Annotated in this window: 11 protein-coding genes; 8 read left to right on the top strand and 3 right to left on the bottom strand. The window is 60.9% G+C overall.

What is annotated here, in order from left to right:
- Positions 1-145: 145 nt before the first annotated feature.
- The 7 genes from ABYM29_RS05605 (at position 146) to ABYM29_RS05575 (ending at position 7,642) form a co-directional block, all read left to right on the top strand.
- Positions 146-799: a molecular chaperone gene (locus ABYM29_RS05605; RefSeq protein WP_372863189.1), complete on the top strand. Its 654-nt coding sequence runs from the start codon at positions 146-148 to the stop codon at positions 797-799.
- Complete coding sequence (locus ABYM29_RS05600) at positions 796-3,072, top strand: hypothetical protein (RefSeq protein WP_372863187.1); 2,277 nt, start codon at positions 796-798, stop codon at positions 3,070-3,072. Before ABYM29_RS05605 ends, ABYM29_RS05600 begins: the two co-directional genes overlap by 4 nt.
- A complete protein-coding gene (locus ABYM29_RS05595) occupies positions 3,069-3,758 on the top strand; it encodes a hypothetical protein (protein WP_372863185.1) in 690 nt (229 codons plus the stop codon). The genes ABYM29_RS05600 and ABYM29_RS05595 overlap by 4 nt, the downstream gene beginning before the upstream one ends.
- Positions 3,759-3,947: 189 nt before the next feature.
- Positions 3,948-4,955, top strand: a complete 1,008-nt coding sequence (locus tag ABYM29_RS05590) for a hypothetical protein (RefSeq protein WP_372863183.1) — start codon at positions 3,948-3,950, stop codon at positions 4,953-4,955.
- 18 nt (positions 4,956-4,973) lie between these two features.
- A complete protein-coding gene (locus ABYM29_RS05585) occupies positions 4,974-5,969 on the top strand; it encodes a choice-of-anchor X domain-containing protein (protein ID WP_372863182.1) in 996 nt (331 codons plus the stop codon).
- A gap of 215 nt (positions 5,970-6,184) precedes the next feature.
- Positions 6,185-6,616, top strand: a complete 432-nt coding sequence (locus ABYM29_RS05580) for a cytochrome c5 family protein (RefSeq protein WP_372863180.1) — start codon at positions 6,185-6,187, stop codon at positions 6,614-6,616.
- Between the two features lie 153 nt (positions 6,617-6,769).
- Positions 6,770-7,642 carry a serine protease gene (locus tag ABYM29_RS05575; RefSeq protein WP_372863177.1) on the top strand — a complete coding sequence of 291 codons (873 nt, stop codon included), beginning with the start codon at positions 6,770-6,772 and terminating at the stop codon, positions 7,640-7,642.
- On the opposite strand, the gene rep is transcribed toward ABYM29_RS05575, so the two are convergent.
- From rep to ABYM29_RS05560, 3 genes are all read right to left on the bottom strand, one after another.
- Complete coding sequence (gene rep / locus ABYM29_RS05570; protein WP_372863174.1) at positions 7,639-9,645, bottom strand: DNA helicase Rep; 2,007 nt, start codon at positions 9,643-9,645, stop codon at positions 7,639-7,641. The two genes, ABYM29_RS05575 and rep, sit on opposite strands and share 4 nt — an antisense overlap.
- A gap of 164 nt (positions 9,646-9,809) precedes the next feature.
- Positions 9,810-11,288: a YifB family Mg chelatase-like AAA ATPase gene (locus ABYM29_RS05565; RefSeq protein WP_372863172.1), complete on the bottom strand. Its 1,479-nt coding sequence runs from the start codon at positions 11,286-11,288 to the stop codon at positions 9,810-9,812.
- A 60-nt stretch (positions 11,289-11,348) separates the two neighbouring features.
- Positions 11,349-11,609 (bottom strand): accessory factor UbiK family protein, encoded by a 261-nt coding sequence (locus tag ABYM29_RS05560; RefSeq protein ID WP_372863169.1) that lies wholly within the window; start codon positions 11,607-11,609, stop codon positions 11,349-11,351.
- A gap of 392 nt (positions 11,610-12,001) precedes the next feature.
- Here ABYM29_RS05560 and ABYM29_RS05555 point away from each other — a divergent pair, with 392 nt between their 5' ends.
- Complete coding sequence (locus tag ABYM29_RS05555) at positions 12,002-12,658, top strand: TorF family putative porin (protein ID WP_372863167.1); 657 nt, start codon at positions 12,002-12,004, stop codon at positions 12,656-12,658.
- Positions 12,659-12,691: the final 33 nt, after the last annotated feature.

The raw sequence follows: 12,691 nt of genomic DNA, 5'->3' as shown, positions 1-12,691 counted from the left end.
TGCCGTGTGGGTTAACTGAGTTAGCTCAGGGCATGTCCTCTTGGGCCGCGGCGCGATGCCGCGGCCCATTATATTTTTGTAGCCTTTTATGAAACACCTTGTTATTTGTTGTTTGCGCCTGACGCTGCCGCTCGGCCTGGTTCTTATGTCTATCGCACCCAGTTGGGCAGGCTATAGCATTAGTCAGCGCTATATATTTTATTCGGCGGAGCAGCGCTCGGTGAGTGTGCGCATCACCAACACCGGCGATGAGCGCAAGGAATACAGTTTGCGCAGTCCCGCCTGGGACGAGCGCACAAAAAACAGTGGAGCGGACCTAATCGCCTATCCACCGGTATTCGATTTGGCGCCGGGGCAGACCCAGAAGGTGCGCCTGCTACTGCGCGACAAAGCGGCGTTCACGCCGCCGTTGTTTTTTCGTTTGGTAGTCAGAGAATCCGACCCCGTGGAGCTGGCGGAACAAGCCTCCAGTGGCTTGACTATCCCCTTGGCGACCAGCTTTCCCGTTTATTATATCGATCGCTCGGTCAAGCCTAAGGCAGAAGGGCTTATTTTGCGCGATGACGCGGGTGTTAGTAATGGCCTGTGGGTGCGCAATACCGGCGACACCTTGCTGGAGCTGCGCCGGGTGATCGCCGGCGATGGCCGCGAATTTCCGGTGGATGTGCGGGTGCTGCCCGGGCGCGCCCACCGTTTTACCCTGCAGGATACGCCGCCACCGTTTGTGGTGAAGATTGCCTATGGCGATGACTTGCGGGTGGAGCGCTCGGTTGTCGATGCTGCCGCTGCCAAGCCATGAGTAAGCAACCCTGGTGGCGCCTTGGCGCGGTGTGTGCAGTGCTGCTGTGGGCGGCGACGGCTGCCGCCGAGCGGGTGGTCGAGCTGCAGTTGCTTGACGATGAGCTCGGTGTGGTAGTGATTTACGAGTCGGCCGAGGGCCTGTTTATCGCCGAGGAGGATGTGCCGGCGGGGGTCTTCGATGCAGAAAAGCTGGCGCAATTGCCCCGCCATAGCCTGCCGGGCTGTCAGTCCTGTTTGCGGCTGAGCGCGCTGGGCGACTATGTGGAGGAGGGACTGGATGGTCGCGCGGTGCTGACGCCCCACAGCGAGATGATGGCGGTTAAGCAATTTTGGCTGTACGCGCCGCGGGAGGCCTCTTCGCGCCACCTGCAACAGGGTTTTTCCTTGATTAACAATATCAGCCTGTCGCTTAGAGACCCCGAAGACGGCGAAACCGCGAGCGCCGCTATTGTCTCGTCTCAGCTCGGCCTCGGCCCGCTGGGGGTGATTGAAACCGGGCTGCGCCATATCGATGGCCCGCTTAGAGAAACGCGGCGTTTGCCCACGTTGCTGCGAAACCATTTTGTCGATGCCCAGATCAGCTTCGAGCTGGGGGAAGTGCGCACTGACGCCGACCCCAATGACAGCGGTTTGGGCATTATGGGGCTGCGCCTCTACCGCAATTTTGCCACCCGGCCGGATATCACCTCGCGGCCGCTGTACGATTTTTTTGCGCTTACTGAGCGCCCCTCGGTTGTCGAGTTATATCAAAACTCGCAGTTGCAGCGCCGCGAGCAGGTTGATCGGCCGGGCCCGGTGCAGCTCAGCGATTACCGCCCCTCGGGTTCGGGCAAAGTGCTGTTGGTGATTACCGATTCGCTCGGTGCCCAGCGTTTGGTGGAAACCGATTTGTTTGTGGATCAGCGCAATTTGGGCAGGGGCGTATGGGATTTTGGCCTGAGCGCCGGTTATTTGCGCGGCCCCGATGACGAGATCGACAAGGAAAGTCGCGCGGGGTCGCTGCGCGTGGCCTATGGTGCGACCAATCGCCTGACGTTGGGCGCGTTTGCCGACGGCGTCGATTACGATGTGGAAAATAGCCGCTATAACGGCCAAGACTACCGCTTGCGCGGTGGGGTGAATCTGTTGTGGAGCTCGCCCTGGGGCAAGTTTGATCTGACCGCGAAAGGTGAGGAAGACGATCAGCGCAACCGGCAGGAATCCTATCTCGCGAGCTGGCGCGCCAGTGGCCTGATCGGCCGCGCGGCCAGCTATGCGCTGGGCGTCTCGGGGCTTCAGGGCGAGACGGTTCGCAATGTCGACATGGCGGTGCAGCGCATCGACGGCTACCGGGCCTTTGCCGGTTTGGGTTTTCGCAACTTTTTTGTTTCCGGGAATGTTTCCGAGATCGGTGAGGTGAGCGGCTATGGCCTGGGCGCCGGCTGGCGCTGGCGCGCCTTGTCGGTGGATGCCAGCGCACAGGCGGTGGATGAGCAGGCGCCGCTTTATACGCTGTCGGTGGGCTATCGCTTTGGCGGGCCGGTGTCGACACTGCGGGCCGGTGCCCGCCGCCGCGCCGGCGAGCCGCAGACCGAGTCGTTTGTGTCGGCCAGCGGCCGCCAGAGTCGCGCAAATGTGCACTGGCGGACGACCGCCAGCCACGACGATTTGTCCCACGACAGTCGCGGTGAGCTGCGGGTTGACTGGCAGCCCGAGGCCGCCAGCGCGGCCTACGAGCTGCGTTATGTGGGCGAGCAGTACGAGCAACTGGCGGATGTCGCCTTCGGGGTGGGTTTTGTCGCCGCGCCGGCCATGTATCTGGGCAAGTACCTGAGTGCTGAGCATGGTCTGGCAGTGATTGATGCTGAAGTGGCTGGCGTCCGCATTGCTGCGGAGGGGGCGTCGGCCACCACCAATAGCCGCGGTTTGGCGGTGCTGCCGGTGCGCGGCTTCGGTCGCCGCTACGCGACCATCGATACCAGCAGTCTGGCGGCAAATGGCATCGTCGAGCAGACGCAGGTGGAGGTGTTGTTGGTGCCGGGCCACAGCAGTCGTGCGCACTTTGTGTTGAACGCGCCATCGGCCTTTATCAAGGTGGAGGGCGCCAGCCCCGGTGACGCCGTTGAGGTGAATGGCCGTCTGTACAAACTCTATGAGTTTGGTGCCTTTGTCGAAAACCTGTCGCTGGGTAATAATCTGGTGATTTATCAGGGGCGCCGCTACCGCTTGAATATTGTTGATTTCGACGATTCACTGCCGACCTACACTGTTGGCGAGGAGTTGCGGCAGTGAGAAATGTGTTCCGCTTTTGTGTACTGGCAGTGTTGAGCGGCTCGGTTTACTCGGAGAGTGTGCCGGGCGCGGTGTCGGCACTGGTTGACGGCGGCGTGGCTGCGGCTAAAGAGTCGCGGCTACTGCTGCCGTCGTCGCCCCCCGCGCTGGGGCCTGTTGCAGGCTCTGCGCTTAGCAATGTGGTGAGGGACGGTGTGTCTCAACCCCCGCAGGTCTTGGCGGCGTTGGTCGACGAGCACGGCCGTCAGACGGTGGGGGTCGATGACGAGGACCTGCAGGAATTGGTCGAGGGGGCGGGGGCGCTACAGAGCTGCCGCCTCGTGGCGCCGGGGCAGAGTTTGACGCTGGATTTCAGCAGCGATGTCCCGGTGCATAGCTTGTCACAAGTGCAGGCTTTTTTAGTGCGCTGTAAGCGGGGCGCGACCTTCAGATTTGGCCTGTTTCACAAGGATGTGGAGGTAGCGCGAGCGCCGATAAGTATGGCCCTCCCCGGCTCTGGCGCCACCACAACCTCATATTTGCGCTTTCTTACGGAAAGTGGCGTCCCCATCCAGCGCGCACGCTTTCACAGTGACGGTGACGTCACCGCGATCTCATTGACGGCGCTGCTGTCGGCGGCGGGCGAGTCGCTGGTGGGCCGCATCGACGAGGCCGCGGGTGTCGAGCTGCGCCTGTTAGTCGAATAGCGGCAAACTGTGAGCTAGTCCTCACTAACACATTCCCTCAACAAATGCCCAATATTGGTGCGCCTTATTGGCATTGTTTCAAGCTGTGAACTTCAATTCACTCCGTTGTACCAATGTGTCATAGCGTGGTTCAACACTCCCGGCGTGTCAGTGTGCGCCGAATAATAGTGATAACAATAGGAGATAGTGATGTTCAATCTTTCTGCAGTGCGCAGAGCATTCGGCCTTGCGCTGTTGCTCGCCGCCGGAGATGCGTTGGCGGCGCCGTGTTTGATTTTTGTTCACGGCAAGCAAACCGATACCAATACCTACACCTCGTACACCGCCGCCCGCAATTACTGGGTGAATGGCAGTAACGACTTTGTCAGAACGGCGACCAAGAACTATCAGGCGTCTTACTACGTGGTGGGCTATAACGGCACGCGCCCGTATTGGGAGTCGCAGTCAGCGGGTGAGGTGGCCAATGAGATCGTCAATGCCACCAATGGCGGCGCCGATGCCGGCGGTAACCGCTGCGCGCAGAGCTACGCCCAGGGCGGCAGTTTCTGGATTATTGCCCACAGTATGGGCGGCGTGATTAGCGATTATATTCTCGGCAATAACGACAGCTCGGATCCCAACTACAACTACAACGGTCCCTACGACACCGTAGCCAGCCGCGTGAGTTTGGCGATTACCACCGGCGGTGCCCACCGCGGTTCGGAAGGTGCCGACGCGGTTTGTGGTCAGTCCAGCGGCGGCTGTAACTGGTTTGCCGGTTGGATTCAGGACTGCGACGACGCCACCTATTGGCTGCGCAGCTCCAGCGATGTGCAGGTGCGCACCTATGCCTCGGCGCCGGCAAAGAATATCTATCTGACCGGTGGCTACGAGGCGATTTTTGGCGCCAGTGCCTGTTTGAGCGGCGAGGATGACGGGGTGGTGCAGTACGCCTCTATTTTTGCCTGCGACGGCAGCGCCGGTGCCAGCTACAACAACAGCAACGCCTGTAATAACAGCTACAAGCAGGAGGCCTCGGGCTTCTTTAACCTCGATGCGGCGCACGAAAACCACGGCGACGAGCGCGACGACAGCGACTCCGACACGCGCCGCCAGATCCCCGATGGCATTTGGAACTGCAGTGGCAGCAGCTGCTCGCCCAACACCGTTGTGCAGAGTTCGATGACCACCGCTGAGTTCATCAGCATTCTTTATTAAGGGCGTACTGGGAGATTTATGATGACAACAGCAATGAAAGGCGCCCTGTTAAGTGGCGCAATACTGGCGGCCGTGGCCGGCAGCACACAGGCGCAAACGCTGGCGAATTTGGCCGAGCAGGCGGCACAGAGCTACCGCGAGCAGGCGCGCTATCCGGCGTGGTCGCAGCCGCTGGCGCGGGATGCGGTGAACCCTATTGTGTCGGAGCGCGAGCCGGCGGTGATCTCGATTGGCGGTCGCGACGGCGGCTCCAAGCTGTCGTTCTGGAGCGATGCCAGCCGCTATGAGCCGGGCGATGTGGTGCAGATCAGCGCCAAAATCGACCCCGGTTCGGCGCTGGACAATGACGGCGGTGGCGACTGGCGCGTGCAGGCGGAGCTGATGGCCGGCGCCGATGCAGTGCTGAGTTCGCTGTCGCTGAAGGATGACGGCAAGGGCGCCGACCGCCAGGCCGGCGACGGCGTGTATTCCGGCGAGCTGCTGCTGCAAGAGGCCTGGCAGCCGGCGCTGGGCCAGGCCAAAAACATGGGGCTGAGGGTGTCGGCCGACAATGGTCGCGACAGCCACCGCAGTATGGGCGGCTTTTTGTACAGCCGGCCAGCGGCCGAGCTGATGGGCCATTACCGCGATGTGGTGAAAGACGGCAATCTGCTGATTCAGGCCAAGGTAGAGGTGGCCCAGGCCGGTCGCTTCCATTTGTCGGGGGTGCTGGCAACGCTGGACGCGGCGCCGCTGGCCTTTGCCCAGCAGAGCTTCGAGCTGGAGCCGGGGCAGCACTGGATCGATCTGGGTTTTTACGGCTTGATCCTGCGCGAGCTGGGCGCGGCCACGCCGCTGCAGCTGCAGTCGGTGACGCTCAGTACCGTGGGCAGCATGCCCAATGCGCTGGGCCGCGTGGAGAGCAATGTGTTGGTCACCGCGCCGCGCCTGCCCAGCCAGTTTACCGCCCAGCCCTATGGCCGCGCGGATCTGCTGGAAGCGGCGGCCCGTCTGCAGGGGGATGGCGAAGGCTGATGTAAACAGTGACTCCGGACTTGGGGGTCTTTTGGCCCCCTTTTTTGTGCCGGGGAAAACCCTGGGCTGGCGCTGCCGGGGCGCGGCGCATGCCGATTGGCGATGTTCGGCGCCGCGGCGCGCGCGGCCGCAGTGGAGTAATGGTCGCCGTGGGGCTATAATGCGCGCCAGAATTTTAAGGCTGAGCAGCCGCAATCTCGAGAGGGCGAAAAACAGTGAAGAATCAGATGGTTAAAATGCTGGTGGTAGTTGTTGCGCTGCTGGCGGGCGTTTCCGCTTGGGCAATGAGCGACAAGCAGCGCGCTGAGATCGAGTCTCGCATTGCGCCGGCTGGTCAGGTGTGCCTGCAGGGTGACAGCAGCTGTGGTGCTGCAGTGGCCGCCGCCGGTGGCGCGGCGAAGTCCGGCGAAGAAGTGTACAAAAGCAGCTGTCAGGGCTGCCACGCGGTCGGTGCCGGTGGCGCACCGAAGCTGGGTGATGCTGCCGACTGGGCTGCTCGCACCAGCAAGGGCATTGATGCGGTTTACGACAATGCCATTAAGGGATTCAGCAATATTGGCATGATGCCCGCCATGGGCCTGTGCATGAGCTGTTCTGATGAAGAAGTGATGGCGGCTGTCGATTATCTCGTTGAAAACAGTAAGTAATTACTGGCTGTCGCCGAAAGCCGCGCTTGTCGCGGCTTTTTTTTGCCTGAAATTTGCCCGCCGGGGGCATCCAGCCGCAGGGCAGCTGCGTAGAATTCCCGGGTTCGCTGCGCTACATTGGGCGGATAATAACGACTGGAGGTGGCGTCGCTAATGCGCAGTGCGGTTTTAATCTTGGTTCTCGGCCTGGCCGTGGTCGCCTGTGGCGATTCGTCGTCCAGTGGCGATCGCAGCGGCGATGGGCAGACGGCGGTTGCTGTTAGCGGCCGCAGCTTTGCTGAGCCGCTGGCGTCGCATATTCGCCCCGGCGTTGAAGTGGTGGCGGAGGGGGCAAGTTGCACCAGTAATTTTCTGTTCCAGCTCAACGAGCAAACGGTGTTTTTAGGCGTTGCGGCTCACTGCTTTAGCCCCGATACCAATGGCGGGGTGGATCCCTGCGAGACGAATAATTTGGCGATTGGCTTTAATCAGGTGATCGTCGAGAATGCCACGCAGCCGGCGGAACTGGTGTACAGCAGCTGGCGGGCGATGCAGGAAGCGGGGGAAACTCCCGGCTCGGATGCCTGTATTTATAATGACTTCGCCCTGGTCAAGCTTCATCCCGACGATATTGCCAATATTCACCCTGCCACGATGGCCTTTGGTGGCCCTACCGCGTTGGCGAGTGGCACGGCCGCCGTGGGTGAGGAGATCTACCTCTACGGTCACTCGTCACTGCATCTTGGCTTGCGTGAATTGGAGGCGATGACGGGACGTATTGTTGAGGTGGTTGGCGGTGGCTGGTCTTATGATGTGACGACTGACACACCCGCGGTATCGGGCGACAGTGGCGGGCCGATACTGGACAGCCAGGGAAGGGCGCTGGCGGTCACCAGTGTGTTGTCTGTTGGGCTGCGCGCAGACCCGTTGCGCAACGGTGTGGTAAACCTCGACCGGGCACTGCGTTACGCTAAAGATAACGGGTTTATTCATCGGGATATCGGTCTGCTAACGTGGTCGGATTTCCGCCCTGACGGCAGCCTCTAGCCGAGCATATCGCGCAGGCTGGCCAGGGTTTCGCCGCCGCGCTTCTGATTTTGCGCCGGGTCGGCGTCGGCGCGGCCCTCCCATTCAACATCGTCCTGGGGCAGTTCGGCCAGAAAGCGGCTGGGGTCGCAGCTGGTGAATTCACCGAAGCTTTTGCGCTTGGCGCAGTAGGTCATGGTCAGCGTGCGCTGGGCGCGGGTAATGCCCACGTAGCACAGCCGTCGCTCCTCTTCGACCATGCCGTCGTCGATACTGTTCTGGTGGGGCAGCAGCCCCTCTTCCATGCCGATCATAAACACATGGGGAAATTCCAGGCCCTTGGCCGCGTGCAGGGTCATCAGCTGCACCTGATCGGCGCTCTCCTCCTCGTCGGCCTGGCGCTCCAATAGGTCGCGCAATACCAGTCGGCTGATCGCCTCTTCAAAGCTCTCGTCGCGCTCCTCGTTGTTGAGGTTTTGCTCCAGCGAGGCAATCAATGTGTGGACATTGGCCATGCGGCGTTCGGCCACGGCGACCGATGAGCTGTTTTGGATCAGCCAGTCGAGGTAGTCGATATCGCCAATCAGCTGTTTGACGGCGGCGATGGCGTCGTCTTCGTAGCAGCGGCGGCGCATGCCGTCCAGCCAGCGGGTGAACTCGCGCAGGCGGTCCAGGGCGGCCTCGGGCAGGCGCTGGGCCAGGCCCATTTCCTCGCAGGCGCTGTACAGGCTGATCTCGCGCTCGGTGGCGTAGCTGCCCAGAGCCTCCAGGGTAGAGGTGCCGATCTTGCGGCGCGGCACATTGACGATGCGCAGAAAGGCGTTGTCGTCGTTCTGGTTAATGATCAGCCGCAGGTAGGCCATGATGTCTTTGATCTCGTTGCGACCAAAGAAGGAGGTGCCGCCGCTGAGCTTGTAGGGAATCTGGTGGCTTTGCAGTTTCAGTTCCAGCAGGCGCGACTGGTGGTTGCCGCGATACAGCACCGCGTAGTTGCCAAAGCGGCCGCCGCTGCGAATTTTGTGGTCGAGGATTTCCACCGCCACGCGCTCGTTCTCGGCGTCTTCATTGCGGCAGCGCAGGATGCGGATCGGCTCGCCAAAGCCCAGCTCCGACCACAGCGCCTTGTTGAGGTCGTGGGGGTTGTTGGCAATAACGGTATTGGCGGCCTTGAGGATGCGCGCGGTGGAGCGGTAGTTCTGCTCCAGTTTCACCACTTTCAGGTGGGGGTAGTCCTTGCCCAGCAGCGACAGGTTTTCCGGCTTGGCACCGCGCCAGGCGTAAATGGACTGGTCGTCGTCGCCCACCACGGTGAGGCCGCCGCGGTCGCCCACCAGCTGTTTGACCAGAGTGTACTGGGCGCTGTTGGTGTCCTGATACTCGTCGACCAGCATATAGCGGATTTTGTGTCGCCATTTGTCGAGGATGTCGGGATGGCGTTCAAACAGCAGTGCCGGCAGCAGAATCAGGTCGTCGAAGTCCAGCGCATTGTAGGCCTTCAGGGCTTTTTGGTAGCGCAGATAGGCCTGGGCGCAGAGCATGTCGGCGGGGCCTTCGGCCTCGGCCACGGCCTGCTCAGGCAGAATAAATTCATTTTTCCAGTGGGAGATGCGCTGCTGAATGCGGTCGGCCTGGTCGCCGTCGCTGCCGTGTTCCTGAATCAGCAGGTCGCGGATCAGCGCCTGGGCATCCTGGGCATCGAAGATGGAAAAGCCGGATTTGTATTTCAGCGCGGCGTATTCGCGGCGCAGGATATTCATGCCCAGATTGTGGAAGGTGGACACGGTCAGGCCGTGGGCGGCCTTGCCCTTAACCAGCGCGCCGACCCGCTCTTTCATTTCCCGGGCGGCCTTATTGGTAAAGGTTACTGCCGCAATGTGGCGAGCCGGTATGCCGCATTTCTCTATCAGATAGGCCATTTTCCGAGTGATCACACTGGTCTTGCCACTGCCGGCGCCCGCCAGTACCAGCAGGGGGCCGTCGATGTAGAGTACCGCTTCGCGCTGTCTATCGTTTAGTTTGCTCACGTTCGCCACAGGCCCGGAGAATGGGGCGGCAATTGTAGCAGCGGCGGGCGGCGATCAACACTGTTGGCGACTTGGGGAGTCAGCGGAAATATGCCACTACGCAGGCATTGACCCGCGGGTCCAGACCTGAAGGGATTGCCTTGCGGGCCGGCTTGGGGTCTTGCTCACAGTTCACCGCGGTAGAGGGCGGCCTCCTGGAGGTGGGGGAGGGCGATATGTTCACTGTTTGCCAGGTCGGCGATGGTCCTTGCGGTTTTGAGTAGCCGGTGCTGGCCGCGCGCACTGAGGTTTAAGCGCAACTCTGTTTCGCGCATAAAGTTTTTGCCGATGTTGTCTAGGGCGCAAAACTCGGCGACCTGTGCGGCGCTGAGCAACACGTTATTACAGTGCTGGCGCGCGAGTTGGCGGCTGTGAGCATCCTGTACGCGGCGGCGGACTGCGGCGCTGGACTCGCCCGGGGGCGCATCTTGCAGCTCCCCAGCGGCCATGCGATTGACCCGCAGTCGCAGGTCGATGCGGTCGAGCAGTGGCCCGGAAATACGGCCGCGGTAGCGCGCAATTTGGTCCGGTGTGCAGCGGCAGGATAGTTGTGGGTCGCCGTCAAAGCCACAGGGGCAGGGGTTCATTGCCGCGATCAGTTGAAAACTTGCCGGAAAACGCAGCTGCTGAGTGGCGCGAGAAATCACCACCTCGCCCGATTCCAGGGGTTCTCGCAAAACGTCCAAAACTTTGCGCGGGTATTCGGGGAGTTCGTCGAGGAACAATACGCCGCGGTGGGCCAGGCTGATTTCGCCGGGGCGGGGGCTGCTGCCGCCGCCGACTAGCGCGGCGGCCGAGGCGGTGTGGTGGGGGCTGCGAAACGGCCGCTGCAGGCGCAGGGTCTTTCCGGCAATAGACTGCACGATGGCGATGTCGCGCTGCTCGCTGTCACTGAGTGCCGGCAGTATGCCGGGCAGGCGGCTGGCCAACAGGCTTTTACCGGTGCCGGGTGGCCCGCTGAATAGCAGGCTGTGGCCGCCAGCGGCGGCGATTTCCAGGCCGCGGCGGGCGATCAGTTGGCCCCGCACATCACTGAGGTCGGGGTAGTCGGGCGGGGGAGGCGGCGTCGCGTCGCGGCCGAGAGTCAGCGTTTGCTGACCGTTAATAAAGCCGGCCACGCTGAGTAAGTCGCCGGCCTCGCACAGGCTGTCGGCGGCCAGCAAGCCGGCCAGCTCGCCATTGCTGTGGGGCAACACCAGTCGTTTGCCCGCGGCGTTGCAGGCAATGGCGGCTGGCAGGGCGGCGGCGACGCTGCGCAGTTTGCCGCTGAGGCTGAGTTCGCCAATAAACTCGTAGCCCTCGGTGTCGGCCTGCTTGAGTTGGCCAGTGGCTATGAGGATGCCAATGGCGATGGGCAGGTCGAAGCGGCCGCCTTCCTTGGGCAGATCGGCGGGGGCAAGGTTGACGGTAATGCGGCTGACCGGGAAGTCGAAGTGGGAGTTGATTAGCGCTGAGCGCACCCGGTCTTTGGCTTCGCGCACGGTGGCTTCGGGCAGGCCGACGATGTTAAAGGCGGGCAGCCCTGCCGACAGGTGGACTTCAATGGTGATCAGTGGGGCGTCGACGCCGAGGCGGGCGCGACTGTATACGGTTGCCAGGGGCATGGCTCATTCCTTGAGCTGTGTGGTCCAGTGTGCCGGGCAGGCGTCCTGCTGCGCGGTCTATCAGTGCTGCGCCGGCGGCTTATCCAGGTCGGCGCTAATTTCCTCTAGCTGTTTTTCCAGGGCTTCCAGGCGCGCGCGGGTGCGGTTGAGCACGGCGGCCTGGGCATCGAATTCGTCCCGTGAGACCACATTCATTTTACTGAAGGCGCTTTGCAACAACACCTGTAACTTGGCTTCTAGGTCTTGCTGGATATCCGGCCCCTGGCTAATAAGGCGGCTGGCCTGCTCTGCCAGTTGGGAAAGAAAATCGGGTTTGGGCATGGCTGCTATCTCGCTGTGATGGCGCTAGTTTAGCGTACTTTTGCCCGGCTGCGCAGCGTGGTTGGGGCTTGTTTGAGGGCGTGTGAGCCTCGCTGGTGCGTCAGCGGGTGATTGCCGGGCGTAGATCTTCGATATTATGAAGAGCTGCTTTTTTTTGGTGCGGTCTGCCGGCTATTTTTAGCGGAATGGTCGATTTTGGTGCATTTGACTATATTGTTACGGGGCAATTGCACAAAAATAAGCGTATTTCGGCGCACTGAAGGCTGGCATGCCCTATGCATATAGATGGGGGCACGTGATGTTCGGGGCCTTCCCTTAACCGCACACAATAGAAAAAGACGATTGGAGACTAGAACATGAATACTTGGAAAAAAATGCTTGGCGTTGCAGTCGTGGCGGCAGCCCCTATGGCGGCTTCTGCGGTAGAAATTAGCGGCAATGTAACCATGGCCACCGACTATGTATTCCGCGGTGTATCTCAAACCAATGAAAAAGGCGCCATTCAAGGTGGCTTTGATGCGGATTTCGGCAACGGCTTCTACGCAGGCACTTGGGCGTCTAACGTCGACTTCGGTAGCCAAGTAACCACTGAAATCGATGTATACGGCGGCTACGCTTTTGATGCCGCTGAAGGCGTTGGTGTGGACCTGGGCGTGGTGTACTTCATCTACCCCGGTGATGAAGCAGCGTATAACTACACCGAGTTTGTTGCCTCTGTTTCTGTGTCTGACGTAAGTCTGGGCCTGGTTTACTCTCCCGACTATTTTGGTGATGCAAACGGTTCTGCGACCGTGCTGAATGCCGACTACAGCAGAAGCCTTGCAGACGGCGTTAGCGTCGACCTTCATATTGGCCTGACGACTACCGAAGAAGACGGCTTCCTCGATGAGGACGACAGCTATGTCGACTACATGGCCGGCATTAACTACGATGTGGCCAGTGTCACTTTGAGCCTTGCCTATTACGGCAATGACCTTGATGACTCATCAATTCTCGGTGATGACATCACCGACGATCGCCTCGTACTTTCTATCTCAAAAAGCCTTTAATTGAGTGCTGCGGGTGCCTCGGGTGCCCGCTTG

Origin of the sequence: Spongiibacter sp., assembly GCF_041602295.1 — a bacterium.
Classification (GTDB): domain Bacteria; phylum Pseudomonadota; class Gammaproteobacteria; order Pseudomonadales; family Spongiibacteraceae; genus Spongiibacter.
This window is presented reverse-complemented; position numbering and strand designations above follow the sequence as displayed.